Source organism: Mesocryomonas fontinalis, assembly GCF_055730125.2.
Window position 1 is genome coordinate 139,248 of record NZ_JBUZWG020000006.1, and the last position, 23,916, is coordinate 163,163.

Sequence of the window (23,916 nt, forward strand, 5' to 3'; positions counted from 1 at the left end):
CCACGAGAGCCGTCATCATGCAGCGCTGGAGTGCCCGCCCCCTCTGGCTGGCTTTGATCGCCTTCTGCCTCCTCGCCACGCCGGCCGCGGCGGTGACGCTGGTGCCGCCGGGCAACCGCAATGCCGAGCAGCCGGGGGTTCCCGCCGCGTCGGCCCGCCGCACCCAGCAGCTGAAGACCAGCTACCAGCGCAAGTACGAGAAGATCCGCGACCTTATCGCCGGCAACCGCGAACTGCAGGGCAAGATCCGCAAGGCGGCGAGCGACTACGGCATTGACCCCTTGCACATCGTCGGCGCACTGGTCGGCGAGCACACCTACAATGTCGACGCCATCGACCGGCTGCAGACCTATTACGTCAAGGCGATGAGCTACCTCGAATCCGGTGTCTCCTTCGCCTATGAGGGCGAGGACGTCACCACCTTCGTCAAACGCCCGGAATTTGCCGCCTGCAACGGCACCGACGAGCAGCTCTGGACCTGCCGCGAGGCGGTGTTCGACCGCGCCTTCCGCGGCAAGACGGTGGGCGGCACGAAATTTCCGGACAACCGCTTCGGCGCCGTGTTCTTCCAGCCGTTCTATGCCGGACAGACGTTCGGCCTCGGGCAGCTCAACCCGATGACGGCGCTGAGCGTCTCCGACGTCGTCCACCGCGTGTCCGGCTATCCCGAGCTCGAGGCCGGCAAGGCGCCTGAGGTCTACCAGGCGATCATGGATCCCGACCGGTCGCTCGCCTACATGGCGGCGGTGATCCAGGGATCGATCAAGGCCTATCGCGACATCGCCGGCATGGACATCTCGAAGAACCCCGGCGTCACCGCGACGCTCTACAATGTCGGCAATGCCCGCAGCCGCGCCGCGGCCCTCGCCGCTGAGAACAAGCGGCGCGTGGCGGCGGGCGAGGCGCCGAAGCTGCCGGAAGAGAACTATTACGGCTGGCTGGTGAACGACAAGATCGACGAGTTGCGGGCCATCTTCCGCTGACCCCGCCCGATTGTTTCACGTGTGACACGGCGGCCCCCCGTTTTGTCCCGCGGCCGCACCAGCTGGAGGCCCGCGACGCGATCCTTGCCGCCCGCGCCGCCGGCCGGCCGGGCTTCCTCCTCGGCGACCTGACGGGGCTCGGCAAGACGCTGTCCGCCTGGCTCGCCATCGCCGACATGCCGGAACACGACGTGCTGGTGATCTGCCCGAAAGGCGCGATCCCGCAATGGCGGCGGACCATCGACCGGTCGCCGCCGACCGGCAAGCGCGTGACCTTCCTGAACTTCGAACGGACGAAGTCGCTGATGGCCCCGCCGGCGGCGAGCAAGCGCAAGTCGGTGCGGGCGAAGAACAACGAGCTGGCGAAATCCGGCAGCTTGAAGAAGCGCTGGCCGATCGTGGTGATCGACGAGAGCCACCGCATCCGCAACCCCGCCTCGCAGCAGAGCCTCGTCTGCCGGCAGGTCGCTGCCGCCGCCGATTTCGCGCTCTATCTCAGTGCCACCGCCGGCCAGTCGCCGTTCGAGCTGTCCTATCTCGGCAAGCTCCTGGCCTTCGCCACGGAGAGCGAGGGCGACGACATGGACGCCTTCCGGGCGCTGATGAAGACGCTGAAGATCGGCCGCGCGAAGGGACGCTGGAAGAACTGGAGCTGGGAGCCGAACGAGGACGACAGGGCGACCATGTCGGCATTGCTCTACCGGGGGCCGCGCGCGATCGGCCTGCGGCGGCGTCCCGAGCAGATCGCCGGCTGGCCGGAGGTGCAGCGGGAGCTCGCCCCGACTGCGCTCGATGGCGAGAGCCTCCGGCTCTACGACGCCACCTGGCGCGAGTTCCGGCGCGAGATCGGGCTTGCCGGCGGCTCGACGCGCAAGCCGACTGGCTGGGCCGCCGACCTGCGCTTTCGCCAGAAGGCCAGCCTGATCCGGACGGCCGGCACCGCCGACTTCGTCAGCGATCTCCTGGAGAACGACGAGCAAGTGGCCGTCTCCGTCGCCTTCCTCGAGACCTCGACGCTGCTGATGGAGAAGCTGTCGGGCCGCGGCTGGAAAGTCGGCGAGATCAATGGTGGCCATTCCGGCGAGGCGAACGAGGCGACGCGGCTTGCCTTCCAGACGGGACAGCTGGACGTGGTGCTGTTCACCGTCACCGAATCGATCTCGCTGCACCGGGGCGAGGTCGAGGGCGGCGACCGCGAGCGGGCGCTGGTGATCCACGACATGCGCCACAGCGCCATCCAGCTGCAGCAGATCGAGGGGCGGTGTCATCGCGACGGCCAGCGTGCGGTGATCTACTACGCCTATGCCGAAGCGACCGTCGAGGAGCGCATTGCCGGCATCGCCATCGCCCGCATGGCGGGCATGGAGGGGCTTGCCGGCGACGATACGCGGCTGCTCGACGACATCACCGAGGCCGTCCAGCAAGCCGTTTCCGCCCGGCAGCCATCTGGCGCTTAAAGCGGCAACATATCTTTCGGATTACCCCTTCCGGGCTCAGTTCTGGCAGATGTTACCGACAGTTGCAGTTCACTGACCTAAAATTGCACTATGATGTTTCGATACAAAATAGTGAGTTGATTTTAGGGGGGATTTCAAAGTTACTTGCCGCCTCACGAGGGAAGCATTTGCGTATGAGAGAAGTGCGCATTGACGCGGCGGCAAACGGCAACGAGAGAGCCGAGGCGCCATCGCCCGGCCTGCTGCAGCGGCTCGTCTCCGTCAGTCAGGCGATCAGGGCGTTGCTGCAACTGCGGCTGGCCGAACTCGGCCTCAGCAGCGGTCAGGACGAGATCCTGATGGGGCTCGCCGAGAAGACGCCGATCTCGGCCGCCGCCCTGGCCGTCCGGCTGGATCTGCGGCCGCGGCAGGTGGTGGTGCTGCTCGATGGACTGGCGGAGAAGGGCCTTGTCGACGCCGTCGGCCTGTCCCGCGACCCGCGCCGCACGATGATCCAGCTGACGGCGGCGGGCCTTGCCCAGCAGGCGGCGGTGCGTCGCCTTTGGGAAGAACTCAACCGTGACCTTCAGCCGCCGGACGGCAAGCCGCAGATTGACCGCCTGAACGAAGTGCTGACCCTCCTGCGCGACCGGATGGACCCGCCGGGGCTCGCCGCGCCGAGCGATGGGCCGGGCGGATAGCGCTGCGCCGGTCCTGAACGGTCCGCGGGCATCGGACCGGTGCCGTGAACCGGCAGGTGGCTCTCGCCTCCGCTGATGCATCGACCGTTCTACTGTTCGCCGGCGAACCATTCGTCGTGGCCCGACACAAAGACGAGGTCGACGCGGCGCTCCGAGAGCGCCGACATGACGGCGGCGCCGGCAAGCAAGTGAATGTCGAGCATGGCGCAGTCGACGTCCGCCTGCGTGGTCACCAGCGCGAGGGCGCTCTCGACATCGTGGACCTGGCCGACGGCGATACCGCCGCACTGCTGGATCTCGGAGGCCATGCGCTCGGCCATGCCGTCTTCCGGCTCGACGATCAGGATACGCCGGCCGGTGAGTTCAAGGGATGAAAGTCGAAACATGCTACTCCGATAGGCTGCTGCCGCGGTCGGTCGCACGACACTGCTTGGTCGCACGACACTCCGGCAAGATAGACCTATGGCAACGTTAAAGAGGAGTTCAAAGCTTAACTGTCGCCACGGTCGGCGAAAGTCGGACACGTCGGCGTGATTATTGCTGTCCTTGAAGTAATGATGACAGAATATCGCGTTTAGAGGGTTCTCGGCATGCCTGTGGTTGTGGCTGCGGTCCCTCAGCCTGCGGGCGCCCCGCCGTCTGGCAGCGGGCAGGCGAATCATCCTAGAACACCTCGAAAGCGGCGAAGAGCAGCGGGGAGTGGCGGGATGAGCGATGCGCACGGGATCGGCAGCGAGACGCTGCGGGCGAACGTCGTGGCAGAGGGCGCCGAGCTGGTCGGGCTCGCGCATGCCGTCGGCGGCGAACTGCTTTGGCAGGCGGGTCCGGAATGGCCGCGTCATGCCCCGGTGCTGTTCCCCATCGTCGGCCGCCTCGCCGGCGACACGCTTCGGCATGGCGGCGCCGAGTTTGCGCTGACACAGCACGGATTTGCCCGCGACAGCCGTTTCGACTGGGTCGAGAAGTCGGCCGGGCGCGCGGTGCTCCGGCTCGGCGACAGCGCAGAAAGCCGCGAGCGCTATCCCTTCGCTTTCGGGCTCGAGATGATCTACGCCGTCGCCGGCGAGACGCTGACCGTGACGACGCGGGTGTCCAATTCCGGCACCTCCGTGCTTCCCTGTGGCATCGGCGCGCATCCCGGCTTTCGCTGGCCGCTGGTCGAGGGCGTCGCGAAGGACGACCACTTCATCGACTTCGACGCCACCGAGACGGGACAAGCCCTGTCGGTCGAAGGCGGGCTGCTCGGTCCGCCAAAGCCCTTGCCGTTCGACGGAAACCGGCTGGCGCTGTCGACATCGCTGTTCGCCCGCGACGCCCTGGTGCTGCCGGACGTCGCCAGCCGGGGGCTCCGCTATGTCGCCGCCAACAGGGACGGGCGCGAACGGGCCAGCCTTACCTTTGCCTGGGAGGGTTATCGCGATCTCGGCCTCTGGTCGGCGCCGAGAGGGGCGCCGTTCCTCTGTGTCGAACCGTGGTATTCGATGGCGAGCCCGGTTGGCTGGGATGGCGAGTTCGCCGACAAACCGGGGCTTCTCCTGCTACCGCCGGGGGAGAGCCGCGATTTCGTCTGGTCGGTGACCGTTTCGATTCCCAGCTGAGTGATTCGCCTCCGGGTCGACAAGCTGCTAGAGAACGGCGACGCGTTCGCCTCCGGCGGACGTCGCAGTTGCAGCGCGCCCGATCCCCGGTGCCGTTTCTGGCCCGAGCGTGGTCCGTGAAGCCCTGTCGCTTCGCCCGATCTGCCCGGCCCTTCAAGGACAGTTTCCATGGCTTTGCCCCGTATGACGCCGGAGGGCCGCGCTCTCCTGGTCAAACTCGTTCGTGCCCCTGCCGAAATGCCGGACAGCGGCCTGATCCCGGATCTGCGCCAGCTCGGCTTCATCGAGAAGCTCGACACCCGCTGGCAGGCGACGCGCGCCGGTAAGGATTATTTGCAGGCGCAGCGCTAAAGCATCCTGCGATCGGGTCGGCTCACTCGATCAAGGAAGGATGCTCTGGCTTGAACAAGGTAGAGCATCCTTCCGTCCTAACGGCGCTGTAGAGACACCGTCGATCGGGGCGAAGATCCCCTGTCACAGAAAGCCGCTCTTCGTTCAGGCAGGAGGCGGCGTCCTTCGGGCGTCCTTACTTCCAACGGCGCCCGATGACCCAAATTTCGGCTGTCCGTCGACCGCAAGGTCTGGACGGTAGCGACGCGCCTTCGGCCAGTCGGACAGGCCGGTTGCGAAAGCTGCGCGAGAAGCCGGCGCTTGGCCGCGTGCCCGCGCACCGCGGTTCGGCCGGCGACGGTCATCAGCGTCCCTGCAGGCGGGAGCGCGACATGGTTGGCCCTGCGGCCGCAGTGAGGCCCCGCCCGTGCCATATTGTCGGCACGTCCGCGCTCTATCACTCCAGTGCTCCAACAATGCCCCGATTAGTGCCCCGACCTGTGCCACTTGAAAAAACTTGCAGGCTCTGGAAACTTTTTCGTGAGGGGCACGTTGTCTGTAAGGTCAACTGAAACTATGCATGCAGGACTAGTCGACTTAAATCGTTAGCCGGCTCAATAAATATTTCAGAGATCCAGCTTTGAGTAAAAATCATTCGTATGCCGTCGTTCTCGGCAGATCGGGAGCGGGGGCTCAAAAAATACTAGAGGCGATTTATAGATTATCCCGCGTTGCCTATATCCGCGGGAATCATTAGCAGGCTTCAGTTAATAGTAGCCGGCAACACTTTGACTTGGTTCACGTATCGGCAGGAAATCCAGTGCTGCGCAAGTGTGCGTGCCTAGGTTTAAAGAAAGCTAGTTAACGCTTCGGTACGATAACTACATTGATCTTGCTGGCCTAAGCGCGTAATTGGCTTGCCAGCTATGGAGGTTTCCCATGTTTTTACGAGAAGTCGAGGCTGATCCCGAAGCCGTGGCGACGGACTTCCTGCACGAGGACCGGGATCTGCAGGTGACGCAACTTATGGTGTCGGTCTCCAAGACCGTGCGCGCGCTTCTCGGGATCAAGCTGGCCGAGATCGGTCTCAACAACGGCCAGGACGAGGCGATGCTCGCCCTCGACGAGGCCAATCCGATCAGCGTCGCGATGCTCGCGGAGAAGCTCTCGGTTCGTCCCCCGACGGTTTCCAAGATGCTGGACCGCCTGGTGGCGAAGAACCTCGTCGACCGCGTCAACGATACCAACGACGCCCGCAAAACCATGGTGAAGATCACCTCCACCGGCCTCGAGACGCAGGATCGGATCCGCGCCGTCTGGGCCCAGGTCGGCGCCGACCTGTCGGAGTTTGCCAAGGCCGAGGACTCGCAGGTTCTGATGCGCGAGCTCTCCGGCCTCCAGAAGCACCTGACCAAGCGCCTGACGCAACTGCGCTAGGGCATCCCTCCGCTTCATCGCATGATCACGCGGGTCGCCCGCGTCCCCTCGCCACTGCCTTGGCATCCGCGGAACCTCCCCATGGAATTGCCCGGCGGAACCTCTTTGTCAGCCTACGGATTATCTCAACAGATAGACGGGTCTGAAACGGGAGGCATCCATGCAGAAGAACAGGAAGATCGCCGGGCTGATTGCTCTCATCGCTTTGACATCGACGGCGCCGGCCCTGGCGCAGTCGGTCGAGTTTGGCCGTGACGGCATCCAGTTGCGGCAGGACCGGCAGGAGCGGCCCGAACGACGCGATCGTGCCGCGCGCGAACTGACCGAGCGCCAAGCCATCCGCATCGCCAAGGGCGAGGGCGTGCGCGAGGTCGAGGATGTCACGCGCGACCGCGCGAACTACGACATCGAGGGCAAGGATCGAAACGGCGACGACATCGAAGTGGTCGTCGACCGGGTGTCCGGCGAGGTCATTTCCGTCGAGTAGAGTTCTCAGGAGCCCGCAAAAGGCCCGCTTGCCACCGGCACGCGGGCCTTTTCGTATCCGCGGCTGAAGCCGGCGGACAGCTGGTCTAAGGCTGGCGCTGCTCGATCCAGCGGGTCATGGCGGCAATTTCTTCGCGCTGCGCGGCGATGATCGTCTCCGCCAATTTGCGCGAGGTCTCGTCCTTGCCGTTCTTCAGCTCCGTCTCGGCCATGGCGATCGCCCCCTGGTGATGGGCGATCATGCCGCAGTTGAAGGCGAGGTCGGGATCCTCGATCTCGGCCGATGACATCATGTTCTGGTGCATCTGCATCATGGGATCGGCGCCATCGCCCTGTTTGCCCATGCCGTCCATGCCCGGCATGCCAGCGTGCTCCTCCCCCTTTGGCGCATCCTTCATGCCCGGCATGCCCGCGTGACCTTCTCCCTGGGGTGCATCCTTCATGCCCGGCATGCCGGCGTGAGCCGCGGCGTTGCAGGCGGCCGGCAGGCCTTGCCCTTCCGCGGCAGCAGCCGGCAGCGTGAGCGCGGACAAAGCGAGGCCGAAAGCGATGAGATGGTAGCGCATGTGATTCTCCGTTGGTCGTCGGCTGCGGCAGCATGTCTCATGCCAGTGCCACCCCTCCTGCGCGGGAAGGCAAGACGCCGGGTGGCGCAGCGCTTCACGACTTTGTCAGCGCCTGCCCCCGAACGACGGCAGCGGTGAAAAGGGCCAGCGGGGGCGGCATACGCTCCCTATAGAGACTTATGCCACGCCGAAAATGCAAGTAACCAGACGATCTTCCGTCGATGCTGCCGCGATGTCGCCGAAAGATCGAGTAGTCAGCGATACGACGCTTCGATTCGCTTTCGATCTTTCCTTAAAACCATTCTAAAACATCGTGTTTGACTTGGAGCATGGTGCGTGAGCATTGAGCCCTGGCTCCGTGACTGCGGGGTACTGGAAAATCGTAGGATGTCATCATGAGATCTTCTCTCTCCGGCTTCGCCAGCCTGGCGGCCCTCGCGATCGGCCTTTCCGGCTATCCGACAGCCGGTCTTGCCCAGGATGCCGCCGGCATCGTGGTCTACAATGCCCAGCATGAGAGCCTCACCCAGGAGTGGGTCGACGGCTTCAACAAGGAAACCGGCATCAAGGTGACGCTCCGCCAGGGCAGCGATACCGAGATCGGCAACCAGATCGTCCAGGAGGGCGCGGCGTCCTCGGCCGACGTCTTCCTGACCGAGAATTCGCCGGCCATGGCGCTGGTCGACGGTGCGGGCCTGTTCGCCCCCGTCGATCCCGCGACGCTGGCGCAGGTGCCCGAGAACTACCGCCCGGCCGACGGCAAGTGGGTCGGCATCGCCGCGCGCAGCACCGTCTTCGCCTACAACACCAACAAGGTGACCGAGGCCGACCTGCCGAAGTCGATGGTCGATCTCGCCGATCCGAAATGGCAGGGGGCCTGGGCCGCCTCGCCGTCGGGCGCTGACTTCCAGGCCATCGTCGGGGCGCTGCTGCAGCTGAAGGGCGAGGCGGCGACGGCCGACTGGCTGAAGGCGATGAAGACGAACTTCGTCGCCTATCGCGGCAACAGCACGGCGATGAAGGCGGTGAACGCCGGCGAGGTCGATGGCGCGGTGATCTACCATTACTACTGGTTCGGCGATCAGGCGAAGACCGGCGAGAACTCCAAGAACGTCAAGCTGCACTATTTCCGCAATCAGGATCCGGGCGCCTTCGTCAGCGTCTCCGGCGGTGGCGTTCTGGCCTCCAGCAAGCATCCGAAAGAGGCCCAGGCCTTCCTCAAATACATCACCGGGAAGGCCGGCCAGGACGTCTTGAAGAACGGCACCTCGTTCGAATACGCCGTCGGGAACGGGGCCGAATCGAACCAGAAACTGACGCCGCTCGCCGACCTGCAGGCGCCGAAGGTCGAGGCATCGACGCTCGACAGCAAGAAGGTCACCGAGCTGATGACGGCGGCCGGCCTGCTCTGAGCAAGGTCCGCCTGGGGCAGCACGTCTGCCCGGTGCGGCCGGTCTGCCAAGTGCAGGACGTCTGCCCGGAGAAGCCTGAATGAGCCCGGACACGCCCGGACAAGAACAGGCGCGTCGGCACCACTGAGCCCTGCACCGTCCGGCGTTCACCGGGCGGTGCGGCGTTAAAACCTTCGCCGCACCCTCACATTTTCCCTCGGCATGCGCTATGCCGCGAGAGATCCCGGGAAGCCGCGTTTCCCTCCAGCCAAGCCGGTCCGTTTGTCCGTATCATCGCGCTCCTTGCCCGAAGACAACGCCTCTGCCGTCCGTGCCGATGGCGGCCGTGGCGGCATGGCGCTGCGGCTGCCCCGGCGGTTCTGGATCGCTCTTCTCGCCGTCCTCGTCGCCTCGGTCTCGCTGCTGCCGCTCGGCTTCATCCTCTACGTCGGCGTCGACACCGGCTGGGAGACGGCCTCGGCGATGATTTTCCGGCCGCGGGTCGGCGAGCTCCTCGTCAACACGCTGCTGCTGCTCGGGCTGACCGTGCCGATCGCCACGGTCCTCGCGCTGGCGCTGGCCTGGCTGACCGAGCGCAGCGACCTGCCGGGCGCCCGGCTGTTCGCCTGGCTGGCGGTAGCGCCGCTGGCGGTGCCGGCCTTCGTCCACTCCTACGCCTGGATCAGCCTGGTGCCCGGCCTCAACGGCCTGTTCGCCGGCGTGCTGGTCTCGGTGATCGCCTATTTCCCCTTCCTCTATCTGCCGATCTCGGCAGCGCTCCGGCGGCTCGATCCCGGCCTAGAGGATACGGCCGCGGCCCTCGGCCTGTCGCCGGTGCGCGTCTTCTTCCGGGTCGTGCTGCCGCAGATGCGGCTGGCCATCGCCGGCGGCGCGCTCCTCGTCGGGCTGCATCTCCTCGCCGAATACGGGCTCTACGTCTTCATCCGCTTCGACACCTTCACCACCGCGATCATGGACCAGTTCCAGTCGAGCTATAACGGCCCGGCCGCCAACATGCTGGCCGGCGTGCTGGTCGCCCTCTGCTTTGCCCTCCTGGCGCTCGAGGCCTCCTATCGCGGCACCGCGCGCTATGCCCGGCTCGGCGCCGGCGCGGCGCGGCCGGCGACGCGCACCCGGCTTGGCCGGGCGACGGCGCTCTGGCTGCTGCTGCCGGTGGCGACGACGCTGCTGGCGCTCGGCGTGCCGCTGGTGACGCTGACGCGCTGGCTGATCGCCGGCGGGGCCGAGGTCTGGCAGCTGCCGCAGATTTCCGCGGCGCTCAGTCAGACGCTGCTGCTGGCGCTGGCCGGCGGGGTCCTCGCGACGCTGTCGGCGATCCCGATCGCCTGGCTGTCGATCCGCGCGCCCGGCCGGCTGCAGCGCGGGCTGGAGGGCTGCAACTATATCGTCGGCGCGCTGCCCGGCGTCGTCGTCGCGCTGGCGCTGGTCACCGTCACCGTCAAGGTGGCGCTGCCGCTCTACCAGACCGTCGCGACCATCCTCCTCGCCTACACGCTGATGTTCCTGCCGCGGGCCCTGGTGGCGCTGAGGGCGAGCATCGCGCAGGCGCCGATCGAACTGGAGCAGGCGGCCGCGAGCCTTGGCCGCTCGCCGGCTCGTGCGATCTTCGCCACGACGATCCGGCTTGCGGCGCCGGGGGCGGGGGCCGGCATGGTGCTGGTCGCGCTCGGCATCACCAACGAGCTGACGGCGACGCAGATGCTGGCGCCGAACGGCACCCGCACGCTCGCCACCGCCTTCTGGGCGCTGTCGAGCGAGATCGACTATGCGGCGGCCGCGCCCTATGCCCTGCTGATGATCCTGTTCTCGCTGCCGATGACCTGGCTGCTCTATACCCATTCGCAACGGACGGCGGGACGGTGACCGTGCTTCGACTGCAATCCCTCGCCAAGCGCTACGGGCAGGTCCAGGCCCTCGGCGGCGTCGACCTGCGCGTCGCCAGCGGCAGCCGGACCGCCATCGTCGGCCCGTCTGGCTCCGGCAAGACGACGCTGCTGCGCCTCGTCGCGGGCTTCGAGGTGCCGGACGCTGGAAAGGTGACGCTCGGCGACGTGCTGCTGGCGGACGGCCAAAGCGCGGTACCGGCGCACCGGCGGGGGATCGGCATCGTCACGCAGGACGGCTCGCTGTTCCCCCATCTCAGCATTGCCGACAACATCGGCTTCGGCCTTCCCCGCAATGCCGAGGGCCGCGCGGCGCGGATCGACGGGCTGGTCGACATGGTCGGCCTCGACCGGGCGATGCTGAAGCGGCGGCCGGACGAGCTCTCCGGCGGCCAGCAGCAGCGGGTGGCGCTCGCCCGAGCGCTGGCGCTGCAGCCGAAACTCATGCTGCTCGACGAGCCGTTCTCCGCCCTCGACACGGGCCTGCGCGCGCAGACCCGCAAGGCGGTCGGCGAGCTGCTCTCGGCTGCCGGCATCACCACCATCCTCGTCACCCACGACCAGGCGGAGGCGCTGTCCTTCGCCGACCAGGTGGCGGTGATGCGCGACGGGCTGCTGCAGCAGGTCGGCACGCCGCGCGAGCTCTACCTCAGGCCGCGCGATGCGATGACCGCGCGGTTTCTCGGCGATGCCATCATCCTCTCGGCCGTCGTTTCCGGCGGCGTCGCCGAGTGCGCGCTCGGTCGGCTTCCCGTCGACGCGCCCGGGCGGAGCGGGCCAGCGGAGATCATGCTGCGGCGCGAGCAGGTCTCGATCGTTCCACGCCCCGAACACGCGGCCGGCATGGCGCTGGCCGATATCCTCGACGTCGAGTTCGGCGGGCCGTTCTCTACGGTCACCGTGGCGCTCCGTGGCGGCTTCCAGGCCCAGTCCGGCCGTGGCGGCCCAGTAGGCCCGTCCGCCACGCCGTGCCCGCCGATCGTGCTGCGCGGCAGCGGGCCGGACCTGCTCGCGGCCGGCGACGTGGTGGCGCTGAGCGTCAGCGGCCCGGCGCACGTCTTCGACGCCTGAGCCTCACTCGGCCTGTCACCCCATCGACGTCAGACCAGCCCTCGCCGAGATGATGCGTGCATCACGCATCCCCCGGTGCACGGTGCCGACGGCACCAAACCGTTGCCTCAATGCGCCCCGCCGAGTGCGGCATTGACGGCGACGGCGACGAGGACGGTGTTGAAGACGAAGGAGGCGATGCCGTGTGCCAGCGCTGCGCGGCGCATGCGCCGGTGGCTGATGGCGACGTCCGAGGTCTGCGCGGTCATGCCGATGACGAAGGCGAAGTAGAGAAAGTCGACCGAGTCCGGGTCGTCGTCGCCGGGAAAGTTTAGCCCGCCCCGGTCGCCCGGCTTGCCGCCCGCGCTGGCGTCGGCAGCATAATAGAGGTTGCCGTAGTGCTGGGCGGCCATGACGTGGAGGGTCATCCAGCCGAGCGGCACGCTGGCCAGCGCCAGCCCCATGCCCAGGGCGTTGTCGGCCGTCGGCGAGTTCAGCACGCTGAAGATCGAGACCAGGCTGAAGCTGATCGCCGCCATGGTGAGCACGGCGATGATGAGGATGCCCTCGTCCTCGGTCTTCGCCCGCTCGCGCAGGCGGTCCGGCCCGCTGCCGAGCGTCATCTGGAGGATCAGCACGAGGTAGACGAGGAAGAAGATGTTGCCGCTCATCAGCAGCTGCAGCTCGGCCGGCAGGACGCCGAGCGGAAAGAACGCGATGAGGCCGGTCACAACGGCGATGAGAAAACGCTTGTGGTGGCGGATGAAGGAATGGTCGAACACGGCTTGCTTTCCCGTCGGTTTCGTCCGCTCGCACCGAAGGACACGCCTCACTCCAAGCACGCTGCGACGCTCGCCGGTCATCCTTCGATCCGGACCCGCGTCGACCCTTGAGGGTGTCGCGGAAGTTAGCGCGCCCATTTGGCGCTTGGCCGGGGCACAGGCACACTCTCAGCGGTGAGGGCGCTAGCCGTCACGGGCCAGACCGCCCTGCAACGGCATCCGGCACCGCCTTCGCGCCGCCGGATGCCGTCAGGTGTTTCAGAGCCCGCGCAAAATACTCTCGATCTGGCCGAGATATTGCTGCGAGGTGCGGATCTGCAGCTCGGCATCCGTCAGCTTCTGCTCGGCATTACGGCGCGAGAGCTTGGCTTCCCAGGTTTCCAGCCGCATCGCCTGGACCTCGGTCTCGGCGGCGAGCGCCCGGTCCTCGGCCTTGCGCAGATCGCGCTCCAGCCCGGCGACCTGGCTGTTCAGGCGGCGCTGCTCGGCATCGACGCGGTCGATGAAAGCGAGGGCGTCGAGCTCGATCGCCTTGAACTTGCGCTCATAGGCCTTGATCCGGGCGGCGGCAGCCTCGACCAGCTGGATTGCCGTATCCCAGTGGGAGAGTGGCAGCGGGCCCCCCGGCGCCAGCAGCGGGCCCCCTGGCGCCTGCAGTGGGAAAGTCTCGGCCTGCTCCGCCGGATGGTGTTCCCCGCTCGGCTCCTGCAGCGTCGGCAACTCCGCCCCGCGGTCCGCATCGTCCTGGCCCGCGAACGCGTCGCGCTGCTGGCGCAGCGTGGCGTGGATCACGGACATCTCGTCGGCGCCGTCCGCCCATCTCCTGTCGGCCTGGCTCATGGTGAGGACCGATCTACGCCTGGGGTTTCTTGAGGCTTGGCGAACGCGCGAAGCCCTGCGTGATCGCCGAGTTCAGCCGCGAAAGCCACTCATTGGCTTCCTGCGCCTGGCGTTCGGCCGCATCGGCGCGGGCGTAGGCGTTCTCGATCTCGCGCTGGGCAAGCTGGAGCTGGTCGCGGAGCGCGGCATATTCGGCGCGCGTGCGGATTTCCTGCTCCTCGGCCTGGCGCTCGAGCTCTTCCACCCGCTCCTCGCTGAGGCGGATCGCTTCGGTCGCCTCCTGGATCAGGTCGAGGGCCGAGGACCAGTCGCGCCGTCCCGCCGGCGTCGGCTCCTCGGCCGCGGAATCGACCAGCTCCGACCCTTGCGGCGGCAGGGCTACCGCGTTCTGCAGGTTGGCATCGGTCCGCTCCGGCTCGGCAGAGCCCCGCAACGCCCATCTCGATGTCGTCTCACCCATGGCCTCGTCCATTCTTCTCTCCCAGGGCTTCCTCGCGTCTTGCCGGACGCTTCAGGACGCTCTGCCTTTCCCAACCGGCGAGCCGCCGTTTCTCTTACAAGTCGCCGAACCGGCGGACCGCCGTTTCTCTTACAAGTCGAGGAGAGCGGCGAGGTTGCGCCGTCCCGCTCCACCTTCTGGCGTCAGTCCGTCTTCTTGTCGGACAGGAAGCTGACATTGGAATTCGGCGCATAGGGATCGTCGCCCTGGCGCGGACCACCCTGCGACGAGCCTTGCGGCTGGTCGTCCGGATGCGCCTGGCCGGCCCGGACGGCGCGCTTCAGCGACTCGTTCTGCCGCTGCAGCGCCGTCCGGTTCTCGCGGGCGATCTCCAGCGCGCCCTGGGCGAGCGTCCGCTCCGCCTTCTCGTTCTCGAGCTCCTCGATCAGCCGGCGGTTGACCGCCTCCTGTCCGAGCCGGTCGTTCTCGTAGCGCCGGGTCAGGCTGTCGATCCGGTCGGAGAGGCTGTTGGCCTTGTTGACCGCGTTCTCGAGCGCTGCGTCCTTGGCGGCCAGCGCCTTGTTCAGCATGTCGCTGCGGTCGTTCAGCTCCAGCTGCTGGCGCTGGCTCTCCTCCAGCTGGGCGATGTAGTGGGCGAGCTCGCCGCGCAGGCCGTCGACGCGGCGCTCCAGCGTCACCTTCTCGGCGGCGTTTTCCTTCAGCTGGCGGTCCGAGCCGCGCAGCGCCTCGTCCTTCTCGCGGTATTGCTGGCGAACATTGCCGAGAATCTGCTCGGTGGTGCCGAGGCGTGCGAGCAGCGCGTCGAGCCGCAGCGTCATGGTCGCGCGTTCCGAGGTCAGCTGCGAGATCGCCGTCTCGTGGTCGACGCTGATCTTCTGGTGGTGCGCCTGTTCGTCGAGGAGCCTCGCGTCGAGCGTCGCGATCTCCGCGAGGTGCCGGTCGCGCTGCTGCGTCAGGTCGGAGTTCTGCGCCTGCAGGCCGGAGAGACGGTCGAGCTGGTCCTCGACCACCTGCTGCAGCCGGCGGCTTTCCTTCTCGAACATCGAGCGCTGCTCGGACTCGCGCTGCAGCGTGCCTTCCGCCTTCAGGAGCGCCTTCTCGGTCGTCTGGTATTCCGCGCGTTGCAGTGCGAGATCGCCGGCGAGCGCCTGCTGCTTCTCGATCTCGAGCGTCAGCTGGCGCTCGGCGTTCTCGAGCAGCCCGGTCCGCTCGCGCAGCGTCAGCCGGGTCTCCTCGTACGCCGCGGCGATCTCGCCGCGCTCGGTCTCGGTCTTCTGCAACCGCGCCTTCTCGTTGCGCAGCTCGCCCGATATCGCCGAGAGCCGGCTCGACAGCGTGTCGACCTCGCGGCGCAGCGCCTGGCCGTTCTCGAGCTCGCGCGACAGCAGCGCCTCGGTCTCGAGAATGCGCGATTTCGCCTGCGGCAGCTCGGTGAAGATCGATTCCAGCGGCTCGGCCAGCAGCGCGAAATCGTCGTTCAGCGATTTCAGGTCCTCCAGCCGGTGCGACAGCTGGCTGAAGCGCACGCGCAAGAGCTCGTTGCGCTGGCCGATGCTGTCGAGCGGGCCGGCATCGCGAGGAATGTCGATGGTGCGCGACGGCGCGGGCTGCGGCGTGCCGACCGCGTCGACCGGCTGAACCGGCTGAACCGACGCCGACCGATCGGGCGCGGGCGGCGTCTCATCTTCGGCCGCAAGCCGTTTCCAGATGAAATTCCACGCAGACACCATCGGACAGCTCCCGGAGCAAAACAAGAAATGCTCGATGAGCCGGTATCTGTTAAGGAATGTGGGGACCTGCGCAATGCTGAAAAGAATGAAAATCGGGTGACTGCGCGATTTCCGCAGGTTTTTCCCGTGGGTGCGACCTTGCTGCCGCGCCGGGGGCAGCACCCCGGCCGCTGGCCCGGCCCGCCCGGCGATCCGCTGGCCCGGAGCGCCCCGCAATCCGCTGGGCCGGCGGCCCCGGCAAGGAGATGTCGCCTTCGGACGAAGAGCCTTGCCGCAACGCCTTGCCCGGCGGTCCGGTATCGGCTAGGAAGTTTCCGTCCGCGCAGCATCTGCCGGACCACGGCCGGCCCCGCCGCCGTCCGCACCCGTAGCTCAGCTGGATAGAGCGCTGCCCTCCGAAGGCAGAGGTCACTGGTTCGAATCCAGTCGGGTGCACCATTTTCCGCCACTCCACTGCCGCTTCGTTCCGCCGGTTCTTTCGGTGCTGACTTGCCCTGCGATCGCTCTCTCCAGTGCGCTGTGCGATCCCCTGATGGGGCGCTTGCGCGTCGCCTGGTCGAGGGCAATGGACCATTGTCGTTGGCATCGTGACCATCACGCAGGGCAGCGAACTCCGGTTTGAGGTCGCCGGCACCCCAATGGCGATGGGGGCACAGCCGAGCGCTAGGCTGCGCCCATCAGCGCTCTGGCGCGGTTGGGCGGCGGCGTTATGGATGGAAATACCTGCTGGGCGATCGACGAGGGACACACTCCCGCGGTCGACCGGCGGTTTTGACCGACCGTGACCTCCCCACCCAAGAATCATCGAAGTATCTTTCGTTCGCGGCCGACTTTTTATGATTCCGAAATCCCGACGTTCTACCGATGCTGACGGAAGATCGGCGAAGATTGCTTCGCGATACTGACGTTAAAGATCAGTGACGAACGGGAACGAGGGTCTCAGGATGTCGGACATCAAGGTTCAGAGGCCGCTCGCGGTGCGCATTACCGCTTACGGGTTTGCCGCGGTGCTGTTCACCAGCGCCGCCATCGGCTCGCTCTCCTGGTTCCAGCAGAGCCGCATGGGCGCGGAATCCATCCGCACCGAGCTCGCCAGCGACTTCTCCCATATCCGCTCCGACATGGACGCCCAGAAGCGGGTGGCCGCGGCGCTGGCGCTGGCCGTCGCCGGCGAGCCCGACATCGGGCTGCTCGTCCAGGCGGACGACCATGACGGGCTGCTCAAGCGCTTCTCCGGCAATTTCGGTGCGGTCGTCGCCAATGGCGCGGTGCAGCTGATGACCTTTGCCGACGCGAAGGGGAACGTCGTCCTGCGTCTGCATGAGCCTGCGACCTTCGGCGACAACTTCGCCGCGCGGCGCAAGACCGTCGCCAAGGCGCTGCAGGACGGCCAGCTGGTCCAGGGCATCGAGCCCGGGCGGACGGCGGTGAGCATGTTCGCCACGGTGCCGATCATCCTGCGCGGCGCGACGGCCGGCGTCGTCGACATCGGCACCAAGCTGACCAACGAGTATTTCACCCGGCTGGCCCGCGAGGTGGCGGCCGATGTCGCCATCCACATCCGGACCAACGAGGGCTTCGTCCGCCAGGCCTCGACCTTCGCCGGCGAGTCGCTGTTGTCGCCGGAAGAGATCCAGGCCGCCTTCGACGGCGTCGTGCCCGACCGGACAGTCAGCGTCGGCGATCGGAGTTTCGCGGTGTCGGCCCAGCCGATCATCGACTTTTCCGGTGCCAAGATCGGCGTGATGGAACTGGCGTCGGACATCACGCCGCTGATCGCCGGACAGCGATCGGCGCTGCTGGAATCGGTTGCCGGCATGGCGGTGATCTGCCTCGTCTCGCTGATCGGCTTCTTTCTCTTCGCCCGGTCGCTCGGCCGGCTGATCCGCCGCATCGCCAACACGATGGGCAGCCTCGCCGCTGGAATGCTGTCGACGAACGTCGAATCGCAGGATCGGCGCGATGAGATCGGGGCCATGGCGCGGGCGGTCCAGGTCTTCAAGGACGGCGCGATCGAGAAGCTCCGGCTGGAATCGGAGGCCGAGACCGGCCGGCAGGCCCAGCAGCATCAGCAGGATCGCCAGACGGCGCTCGACCATTCGAAGGCCGAGGATCTCCGGGCCTTCGTGCAGGCGGTCGAGGACGCCTTCACCGATCTGTCCGCCGGCGACCTGACGGTTCGGATGGGCCAGACCGTGGCGCCGGAGTTCGAGCCGATCCGCGCCAAGTTCAACACCAGCGTCGAGAAGCTGGAAGCGGCGATCGGCGGCGTGGTCGGCGGCGTCTCGAGCCTGCGCACGGGCCTTGCCGAAATCTCGGTCGCCTCCAACGACCTCGCCCAGCGCACCGAGCAGCAGGCCGCGAGCCTCGAGCAGACGGTCGCAGCGCTCTCTGAGGTCATGCAGGGTGTCACCCGGACGGCCGATGGCGCGGCGCAGGCCCGGATCGGAGCCAATGCCGCCCAGAAGAACGCGGAAACCGGGCAGGAGATCGTCGGCCGTGCCGTCGCGGCGATGACCGAGATCGAGCAGTCCTCGGACAAGATCGGCAAGATCATCGGCGTCATCGACGAAATTGCCTTCCAGACCAACCTCCTGGCCCTCAACGCCGGCGTCGAGGCGGCGCGGGCTGGCGAGGCAGGCCGCGGCTTTGCGGTTGTGGCGCAGGAAGTGCGCGGCCTGGCCCAGCGTTCGGCCGAGGCGGCGAAGGAGATCAAGGCGCTGATCTCGACCTCCAGCAAGCAGGTCGGGCAAGGCGTCGAGCTGGTCACGCTCTCCGGCCAGTCGCTCGGCGAGATCGTCCAGCAGGTCGCGGCGATGTCGATCGTCGTCGCCGAGATCGCCGAAAGCGCCAAGGAGCAGGCGTTGAGCCTACGCGAGGTGTCGATCGCCGCCGACCAGATGGACCAGGTGACGCAGCAGAACGCCGCGATGGTCGAGGAGGCGACGGCCGCCGCACAGACGCTGTCCGACGAGACCGACGATCTCGCCGGAATGGTCGAGCGGTTCCGCACCCGTGTCGGCGGCGCACACGGCGGCGCGGCCTCGGCCCGACTGGCGCCGAACGTCGTGCAGTTGCACCAGCAGCGCGCCTCCTAAGGCCCTCGTCGGGGCGGTCGTCCCTCGACCGGACAAGGGTGTGGCCGACCACGGCACGCGAAGATGCCGGTCGGCCCGAGGGGCCGGCCGCGGTCGCCCCGGCAGAGCCGCGTCAAGCCCGTATCAGACCCAACTGATTTTATTTTCAGCACGCTTACTTTTCATGCACGATATGGCAGGGTGCCGCGTCCGCGGGGCACCCATCGCTCCGCCGACCCTTGCGCCTTGCCGCAAGCGACCAGGCTGAGGACATGTGGCATGTGGCGCGAAATGACCCCCGACGAGACCCGCACTATCGAGGTAGCAGGGCATAGGATCGTCACCTACAGCTTCGGCGAGGGCGACGATGTCGTGCTCTGCCTCAATGGCGGGCCCGGCCTGCCGTGCGACTATCTCCGCGATTCGCATTCCTGCCTCGTCGACGAGGGCTACCGCGTCGTCGCCTTCGACCAGCTCGGCACCGGCAAGTCCGACCGCCCGACCGACCCGGCGCTGTGGACCATCACGCGCTATGTCGAGGAGGTGGAGGCGGTGCGCCAGGCGCTCGGCCTCGGCCAGGTGCATCTCGTCGGCCAGTCCTGGGGCGGCTGGCTCGCCATCGAGTATGCGCTGACCTACCCGCAGGCGCTGAAGACGCTGGTGCTGGAGAACACCGCGGCCGACATCCCGCACCTCGTCGGCGAGTTGAACCGGCTGCGCGAGGCGCTGGGCTCCGAGACGGTGGCGATGATGCAGCGGCACGAGGCCGAGGGCACGCTGTCGCACCCGGAATACCAGGCGGCGGTGACGCTGCTGAACTACCGCCACGTCTGCCGTCTCGCGGAGTGGCCGGCGCCGGTGAAGCGGTCGCTCGACGACTGGAACATGGGCCCGTACGAGACCATCCAGGGCCCGAACGAGTTCACCTATACCGGCAACCTCAAGGACTGGAACCGCATCCTGGACATGCACCGCATCGCCGTGCCCGTGCTGATCACCGTCGGCGCGCATGACGAGCTGACGCCGGCCTGCGCCGCCCGGATGAAGCACGCGCTGCCGGACGCCGAGCTGAAGGTGTTCCCGAACTCCAGCCACATGCCCTTCTTCGAGGAGCCGGCGGCGTTCTTCCCCGTGCTGATCGACTTCCTGGCGCGGCGCGGAGGGCGGGCATGACCGCTTCTTCGACCGTCTTGCGGCCCCTGCCGGCACGGGCGACGGCGGTCTGAGATGCACCGGTTTCGTTTCGTCCTGACCCGGCCCTTCCAATTGATCCCGGTGCTCTTCGGCATCAGCGTGATCACCTTCGTGCTGGTGCGCTCGATCCCGGGCGACCCGGCGCGGCTGATCCTCGGCACCAAGGCGACGCCGGCGGCGCTGGAGCGGATCCGCGCGCAGTTCGGCCTCGATGAGCCGCTCTGGCTGCAGTATTTCTACTTCCTGAAGAACCTCGCCCATGGCGAAATGGGCAAGTCGATCCTCTACAAGATCGACGTCCTCGGCCTCATCGCCGACCGGCTGGAGCCGACGCTGGTGCTGGTCGCCGGTGCCGTGCTCCTGTCCGTCCTCATCGCCATACCGATGGCGACGCTGGCGGCGAAGCACCGCGGCGGCTGGGCGGACCAGGTGGTGCGGGTGGTCTCGACCACCGGCCTCGGGCTGCCGAACTTCTGGCTGGCGATCATGCTGATTATCGTCTTCAGCGTCACCCTCGGCGTGTTTCCGGTCTCGGGCTATGGCCGAACCTTCGGCGACAAGCTGCACCACATGATCCTGCCCTGGCTGACCATCGCGCTGTCGCTCTCGGCCGTGCTCACGAGAAGCCTTCGCGCCAGCCTCATCGCCGGGATCGGCTCGGACGTCGCGCTCGCCGCCCGCGCGCGCGGCATCCCGGAGCGGATGATCTTCCGTCGTCACGTGCTGCCGAACGCGGTGATCCCGACGCTCAACCTCCTCGCCGTCAACATCGGCTGGCTGATCGGCGGCACGGTGGTGGTGGAGACGGTGTTCGCGATCCCCGGCACCGGGCAATTGCTGGTGCGTGCGATCTTCTCGCGCGACTACATGGTGGTGCAGGGCGTCGCCATGGTGTTCGCCTGCGCGACGGTGATCGTCAATTTCCTCGCCGACATCCTGACCGTCGCCATCGATCCGCGGGTGAAGCTGTGAGCGCCGTTCCCCTCCGAAGCGCTGTTCCGGCGACCTTGCCGGTGTCCGAGCCCCGCGCGCCCCGGCGGCGCCTCGCCGGCGCGCCCGTTCCGCTCTGGGCCGGCGGTCTGCTGCTCGCCGCCTTCGTCCTCGTGGCGCTGCTGGCGCCGGTGATCGCGCCCTATGATCCGATCTACCAGGATGCGACCGCGCGGTTGACGCCGCCGTCGCTGGCGCACTGGTTCGGCACCGACAATTACGGCCGCGACATCCTCTCGCGGGTGATCTTCGCGACGCGGATCGACCTGCAGCTGTCCTTCCTCGGCGTCGCCTTCCCCTTCCTCATCGGCACGACGGTCGGCACGGTGGCGGGCTATTTCGGCGGTCTTGTCGACACCTTGTTCATGCGGCTCGTCGACATCATCCTCGCCTTCCCCTTCCTCGTCCTGATGCTGGCGATCATCACCGTGCTCGGGCCCGGCCTCCAGAGCTTCTACATCGCCATGGCGCTGGTCGGCTGGGTCTCCTATGCCCGGCTGGTGAGGGCGGAGATCCTGATCCTGAAGTCGAGCGACTTCGCGCTCGCCGCGCGCAGCCTCGGCTACGGCCACGCCCGCATCATGTTCCGCCACCTTCTGCCGAACGCGCTGACCGGCTCGATCGTCTTCGCCATGTCCGACTGCGTGCTGGTGCTCCTGGCCGGCGCCTCGATCTCCTATCTCGGCCTCGGCGTGCAGCCGCCGCTGGCCGAATGGGGCATCATGGTCGCCGAAGGCCAGGGCTTCATCACCAAGGCCTCCTGGATCTCTGCCTTTCCGGGCCTTGCCATCGTGGCGCTCGCCTTCGCCTTCAGCCTCGTCGCCGACGGGCTCGGCGAGAAGCTCGGAGCCCGGCCATGAGCGCCGCGGTAATGGCGCAAGGGACGGCCCGTGCGGTTGGCACGCCCGTCCTTTCCGTCGAGAAGCTGACGGTCGAGAGCCGTGACGGCACCACGCGCCGCGCCATCGTCGACGGCCTGTCCTTCACGCTCGGTGAGGGCGAGATCCTCGGCCTCGTCGGCGAGAGCGGCTCGGGCAAGACCATGGCCTGCCGCGCGCTGATGCGGCTCCTGACCTCGCCGAACCTTTCCGTTTCCGCCGATGCCATCCAGCTTGGCGGTCGCGACGTCTCGACGCTCGGCGAGGTTGAGTTCGCGAAAATCCGCGGGCGGGAGATCGGCATGATCTTCCAGAACCCGTCGAGCCATCTCGACCCGGTGATGCGGATCGGCGCGCAGATCGCCGAGACGGTCGTCATCGCCAAGGGCGCCAGCCGGCGCGAGGCCAAGCGCGAGGCGGTCGAGATCCTTCGCCAGGTCGGCATTCCCGATCCCGCCGCCCGCGCGGAAGCCTTCGTGCACGAGTTCTCCGGCGGCATGCGCCAGCGCGCGATGATCGCCGTGGCGCTGGCGTCCGACCCGAAGATCCTCATCGCCGACGAGCCGACAACGGCGCTCGACGTCACCGTCCAGGCGCAGGTGCTGCGCCTGTTGAAGGAGCTGCGCGACAGCCGTGGCATGTCGCTGATCTTCATCACGCACGATCTCGGGGTCGTCGCCCAGCTCTGCGACTCCATCGCCGTGCTCTATGCCGGAAGGCTCTGCGAGAAGGGGCCGGTGCGGCAAATCCTGCGCCAGCCGCGCCACCGCTACACCGCCGGCCTGATCGCCTGCCAGCCGGGCCAGGACTCGGGCCTCCGGCGCCTGCGCACCATCGACGGCCAGCCGCCCTCGCCCTTCGCCATGCCGCCGGGCTGCCGCTTCCACCCGCGCTGCGCCCACGCCGCGGACGATTGCCGGCGCGAGCAGCCGCCGCTCCGGAGTTTCGACCCCGGCGAGGTGGCGGCCTGCTTCCATCCCGTGGCCGAGGTGTCGCCCGCCGCCGGGGTGCCGGCGCCGTTCCGTGAAGTGCTTGCCCCGTTCTCCCCGGTGAAGCCATGAGCGCCCGTCCGATCCTCGAGGTCGACGACCTCGTCGTGCGCTTCGCGCTCGGTGGCGGCGGGCCGCTCGGGCTCTCCAAGCGGACGCTCGCGGCGGTCAATGGCGTGTCGCTCACCGTGGCAGTCGGCGAGACGCTCGGCATCGTCGGCGAGAGCGGCTCCGGCAAGTCGACGCTCGGCCGCGCCATCCTCGGCCTCGAGCCGGTCGCATCCGGCGATGTCGTCTTCGACGACCTCCGCGTTTCCGATGGCCGCCGCGACGCCCTACACCGGTTGCGGCGCGAGACGGCGATGGTGTTCCAGGACCCCGCCAACGCACTGAACCCGAAGATGACGGTCGGCGCGACGCTCTCCGAGGTGCTGCGCGTCCACGGCAAGGTGCGGCGCGGCGGGGAGGCCGCGCGCGTTGCCGAGCTCCTGACGCTGGTCGGTCTCGATCCGGCGCTCGCCGACCGCCGGCCGGGGGCGCTGTCGGGCGGCCAGTGCCAGCGCGTCGGCATTGCGCGGGCGCTGGCGGTGGAGCCGAAGCTCGTCATCGCCGACGAGTGCGTCGCCGCCCTCGACGTCTCGATCCAGGGCCAGATCATCAACCTCTTCCTCGACCTGAAGGAGGAGATCGGCCTGACGCTGATCTTCATCGCGCATGATCTCGCGATCGTCCGCCGGCTCTCGGACCGGGTGGCGGTGATGTATCTCGGCCGCATCGTCGAGGAGGGGCCGACCGAGGCCGTGTTCTCCGCCCCGCGCCATCCCTATACCGCCGCGCTGATCGCCGCGATCCCGGAGATCGATCCGGACCGGCAGCTGCCGGCAGCGCCGATATCGGGCGAGCCGCCGAGCCCGCTGGCGCTTCCCGCCGGCTGCGCCTTCCATCCCCGCTGCGCTTTTGCCGAAGACGTCTGCCGCAGTGGCCCGCCGCCGGCATTGAACCGGGCAGACGACCATGGCTGGGCCTGCATCCTGCCGCCCGGCACGCTTTTACCGCCCCATCCACCCGCCCCTCCCGGAGAGACAGCATGACCC

At 67.6% G+C, this 23,916-nt stretch carries 21 protein-coding genes, 1 tRNA gene and 1 pseudogene; 17 read left to right on the forward strand and 6 right to left on the reverse strand.

Going from position 1 to position 23,916, the window contains the following annotated elements; all coding sequences use genetic code 11:
* The first annotated feature begins 17 nt into the window (after positions 1-17).
* The 3 genes from ACZL02_RS15895 (at position 18) to ACZL02_RS15905 (ending at position 3,120) form a co-directional block, all read left to right on the forward strand.
* Positions 18-983 carry a DUF1402 family protein gene (locus ACZL02_RS15895; protein WP_472939240.1) on the forward strand — a complete coding sequence of 322 codons (966 nt, stop codon included), beginning with the start codon at positions 18-20 and terminating at the stop codon, positions 981-983.
* Positions 980-2,440: an SNF2-related protein gene (locus ACZL02_RS15900; protein ID WP_472939597.1), complete on the forward strand. Its 1,461-nt coding sequence runs from the start codon at positions 980-982 to the stop codon at positions 2,438-2,440. The genes ACZL02_RS15895 and ACZL02_RS15900 overlap by 4 nt, the downstream gene beginning before the upstream one ends.
* 173 nt (positions 2,441-2,613) lie before the next feature.
* On the forward strand, positions 2,614-3,120 hold the full coding sequence (locus tag ACZL02_RS15905) for a MarR family winged helix-turn-helix transcriptional regulator (RefSeq protein ID WP_472939241.1): 507 nt from the start codon (positions 2,614-2,616) through the stop codon (positions 3,118-3,120).
* Between the two features lie 89 nt (positions 3,121-3,209).
* Here the strand turns inward: ACZL02_RS15905 and ACZL02_RS15910 are convergent, their stop codons facing one another.
* Positions 3,210-3,506 (reverse strand): response regulator, encoded by a 297-nt coding sequence (locus tag ACZL02_RS15910; RefSeq protein WP_472939242.1) that lies wholly within the window; start codon positions 3,504-3,506, stop codon positions 3,210-3,212.
* A gap of 321 nt (positions 3,507-3,827) precedes the next feature.
* Here ACZL02_RS15910 and ACZL02_RS15915 point away from each other — a divergent pair, with 321 nt between their 5' ends.
* From ACZL02_RS15915 to ACZL02_RS15930, 4 genes are all read left to right on the forward strand, one after another.
* Positions 3,828-4,718 carry an aldose 1-epimerase family protein gene (locus ACZL02_RS15915; protein WP_472939243.1) on the forward strand — a complete coding sequence of 297 codons (891 nt, stop codon included), beginning with the start codon at positions 3,828-3,830 and terminating at the stop codon, positions 4,716-4,718.
* A 168-nt stretch (positions 4,719-4,886) separates the two neighbouring features.
* On the forward strand, positions 4,887-5,069 hold the full coding sequence (locus tag ACZL02_RS15920; protein WP_472934257.1) for a hypothetical protein: 183 nt from the start codon (positions 4,887-4,889) through the stop codon (positions 5,067-5,069).
* A 918-nt stretch (positions 5,070-5,987) separates the two neighbouring features.
* A complete protein-coding gene (locus tag ACZL02_RS15925) occupies positions 5,988-6,485 on the forward strand; it encodes a MarR family winged helix-turn-helix transcriptional regulator (protein ID WP_472939244.1) in 498 nt (165 codons plus the stop codon).
* A 160-nt stretch (positions 6,486-6,645) separates the two neighbouring features.
* The gene (locus tag ACZL02_RS15930; RefSeq protein ID WP_472939245.1) at positions 6,646-6,972 is read left to right on the forward strand and encodes a PepSY domain-containing protein; all 327 of its coding nucleotides are present in this window, start codon (positions 6,646-6,648) and stop codon (positions 6,970-6,972) included.
* Between the two features lie 85 nt (positions 6,973-7,057).
* Here ACZL02_RS15930 and copM read toward each other — a convergent pair whose 3' ends face one another.
* The gene (copM, locus tag ACZL02_RS15935; protein ID WP_472939246.1) at positions 7,058-7,537 is read right to left on the reverse strand and encodes a CopM family metallochaperone; all 480 of its coding nucleotides are present in this window, start codon (positions 7,535-7,537) and stop codon (positions 7,058-7,060) included.
* Positions 7,538-7,932: 395 nt separating this feature from the next.
* On the opposite strand from copM, the gene ACZL02_RS15940 reads away from it, so the two are divergent.
* The 3 genes from ACZL02_RS15940 to ACZL02_RS15950 all read left to right on the forward strand — a co-directional run bounded on the left by ACZL02_RS15940 (position 7,933) and on the right by ACZL02_RS15950 (position 11,903).
* The gene (locus tag ACZL02_RS15940) at positions 7,933-8,949 is read left to right on the forward strand and encodes an iron ABC transporter substrate-binding protein (protein WP_472939247.1); all 1,017 of its coding nucleotides are present in this window, start codon (positions 7,933-7,935) and stop codon (positions 8,947-8,949) included.
* A gap of 201 nt (positions 8,950-9,150) precedes the next feature.
* On the forward strand, positions 9,151-10,812 hold the full coding sequence (locus ACZL02_RS15945) for an ABC transporter permease (protein WP_472939248.1): 1,662 nt from the start codon (positions 9,151-9,153) through the stop codon (positions 10,810-10,812).
* Entirely contained in the window at positions 10,809-11,903 is a 1,095-nt protein-coding gene (locus ACZL02_RS15950; RefSeq protein WP_472939249.1) for an ABC transporter ATP-binding protein, read from the forward strand. The genes ACZL02_RS15945 and ACZL02_RS15950 overlap by 4 nt, the downstream gene beginning before the upstream one ends.
* A gap of 107 nt (positions 11,904-12,010) precedes the next feature.
* Here ACZL02_RS15950 and ACZL02_RS15955 read toward each other — a convergent pair whose 3' ends face one another.
* The 4 genes from ACZL02_RS15955 to ACZL02_RS15970 form a co-directional block, all read right to left on the reverse strand.
* Positions 12,011-12,664, reverse strand: coding sequence for a DUF1345 domain-containing protein (locus ACZL02_RS15955; RefSeq protein WP_472939250.1), 654 nt, complete (start codon positions 12,662-12,664; stop codon positions 12,011-12,013).
* 258 nt (positions 12,665-12,922) lie between these two features.
* A complete protein-coding gene (locus tag ACZL02_RS15960; RefSeq protein ID WP_472939251.1) occupies positions 12,923-13,504 on the reverse strand; it encodes a hypothetical protein in 582 nt (193 codons plus the stop codon).
* Between the two features lie 13 nt (positions 13,505-13,517).
* A complete protein-coding gene (locus tag ACZL02_RS15965; protein ID WP_472939252.1) occupies positions 13,518-13,976 on the reverse strand; it encodes a hypothetical protein in 459 nt (152 codons plus the stop codon).
* A 170-nt stretch (positions 13,977-14,146) separates the two neighbouring features.
* Positions 14,147-15,694, reverse strand: coding sequence for a chromosome partitioning protein ParA (locus ACZL02_RS15970; RefSeq protein ID WP_472939253.1), 1,548 nt, complete (start codon positions 15,692-15,694; stop codon positions 14,147-14,149).
* Positions 15,695-16,055: 361 nt separating this feature from the next.
* Here ACZL02_RS15970 and ACZL02_RS15975 point away from each other — a divergent pair.
* From ACZL02_RS15975 to ACZL02_RS16005, 7 genes and pseudogenes are all read left to right on the forward strand, one after another.
* Positions 16,056-16,132 (forward strand) — tRNA-Arg (locus ACZL02_RS15975).
* Positions 16,133-16,638: 506 nt separating this feature from the next.
* Positions 16,639-18,792, forward strand: coding sequence for a methyl-accepting chemotaxis protein (locus ACZL02_RS15980; protein WP_472939254.1), 2,154 nt, complete (start codon positions 16,639-16,641; stop codon positions 18,790-18,792).
* A gap of 258 nt (positions 18,793-19,050) precedes the next feature.
* Positions 19,051-19,944, forward strand: coding sequence for a proline iminopeptidase-family hydrolase (locus ACZL02_RS15985; protein WP_472939255.1), 894 nt, complete (start codon positions 19,051-19,053; stop codon positions 19,942-19,944).
* A gap of 54 nt (positions 19,945-19,998) precedes the next feature.
* Positions 19,999-20,937 carry an ABC transporter permease gene (locus tag ACZL02_RS15990; RefSeq protein WP_472939256.1) on the forward strand — a complete coding sequence of 313 codons (939 nt, stop codon included), beginning with the start codon at positions 19,999-20,001 and terminating at the stop codon, positions 20,935-20,937.
* A gap of 41 nt (positions 20,938-20,978) precedes the next feature.
* The gene (locus tag ACZL02_RS15995; RefSeq protein ID WP_472939257.1) at positions 20,979-21,815 is read left to right on the forward strand and encodes an ABC transporter permease; all 837 of its coding nucleotides are present in this window, start codon (positions 20,979-20,981) and stop codon (positions 21,813-21,815) included.
* The gene (locus ACZL02_RS16000) at positions 21,812-22,894 is read left to right on the forward strand and encodes an ABC transporter ATP-binding protein (RefSeq protein WP_472939258.1); all 1,083 of its coding nucleotides are present in this window, start codon (positions 21,812-21,814) and stop codon (positions 22,892-22,894) included. The genes ACZL02_RS15995 and ACZL02_RS16000 overlap by 4 nt, the downstream gene beginning before the upstream one ends.
* Positions 22,870-23,913, forward strand: a pseudogene (locus ACZL02_RS16005) (ABC transporter ATP-binding protein); the annotation flags it as partial. The gene ACZL02_RS16000 and the pseudogene ACZL02_RS16005, both read left to right, overlap by 25 nt.
* Positions 23,914-23,916 lie beyond the last annotated feature (3 nt).

What these genes read in the sequence shown, in the direction of transcription:
- ACZL02_RS15915 (WP_472939243.1), top strand. Translation starts at nt 3,828, where the DNA reads ATGAGCGATGCGCACGGGATCGGCAGCGAGACGCTGCGGGCGAACGTC.
- ACZL02_RS15895 (WP_472939240.1), top strand. Translation starts at nt 18, where the DNA reads ATGCAGCGCTGGAGTGCCCGCCCCCTCTGGCTGGCTTTGATCGCCTTC.
- ACZL02_RS15905 (WP_472939241.1), top strand. Translation starts at nt 2,614, where the DNA reads ATGAGAGAAGTGCGCATTGACGCGGCGGCAAACGGCAACGAGAGAGCC.
- ACZL02_RS15970 (WP_472939253.1), bottom strand. Translation starts at nt 15,694, where the DNA reads ATGGTGTCTGCGTGGAATTTCATCTGGAAACGGCTTGCGGCCGAAGAT.
- ACZL02_RS15965 (WP_472939252.1), bottom strand. Translation starts at nt 13,976, where the DNA reads ATGGACGAGGCCATGGGTGAGACGACATCGAGATGGGCGTTGCGGGGC.
- ACZL02_RS15940 (WP_472939247.1), top strand. Translation starts at nt 7,933, where the DNA reads ATGAGATCTTCTCTCTCCGGCTTCGCCAGCCTGGCGGCCCTCGCGATC.
- ACZL02_RS16000 (WP_472939258.1), top strand. Translation starts at nt 21,812, where the DNA reads ATGAGCGCCGCGGTAATGGCGCAAGGGACGGCCCGTGCGGTTGGCACG.
- ACZL02_RS15960 (WP_472939251.1), bottom strand. Translation starts at nt 13,504, where the DNA reads ATGAGCCAGGCCGACAGGAGATGGGCGGACGGCGCCGACGAGATGTCC.
- ACZL02_RS15980 (WP_472939254.1), top strand. Translation starts at nt 16,639, where the DNA reads ATGTCGGACATCAAGGTTCAGAGGCCGCTCGCGGTGCGCATTACCGCT.
- ACZL02_RS15920 (WP_472934257.1), top strand. Translation starts at nt 4,887, where the DNA reads ATGGCTTTGCCCCGTATGACGCCGGAGGGCCGCGCTCTCCTGGTCAAA.
- ACZL02_RS15985 (WP_472939255.1), top strand. Translation starts at nt 19,051, where the DNA reads ATGTGGCGCGAAATGACCCCCGACGAGACCCGCACTATCGAGGTAGCA.
- ACZL02_RS15930 (WP_472939245.1), top strand. Translation starts at nt 6,646, where the DNA reads ATGCAGAAGAACAGGAAGATCGCCGGGCTGATTGCTCTCATCGCTTTG.
- ACZL02_RS15910 (WP_472939242.1), bottom strand. Translation starts at nt 3,506, where the DNA reads ATGTTTCGACTTTCATCCCTTGAACTCACCGGCCGGCGTATCCTGATC.
- ACZL02_RS15990 (WP_472939256.1), top strand. Translation starts at nt 19,999, where the DNA reads ATGCACCGGTTTCGTTTCGTCCTGACCCGGCCCTTCCAATTGATCCCG.
- ACZL02_RS15925 (WP_472939244.1), top strand. Translation starts at nt 5,988, where the DNA reads ATGTTTTTACGAGAAGTCGAGGCTGATCCCGAAGCCGTGGCGACGGAC.
- copM (WP_472939246.1), bottom strand. Translation starts at nt 7,537, where the DNA reads ATGCGCTACCATCTCATCGCTTTCGGCCTCGCTTTGTCCGCGCTCACG.
- ACZL02_RS15945 (WP_472939248.1), top strand. Translation starts at nt 9,151, where the DNA reads ATGCGCTATGCCGCGAGAGATCCCGGGAAGCCGCGTTTCCCTCCAGCC.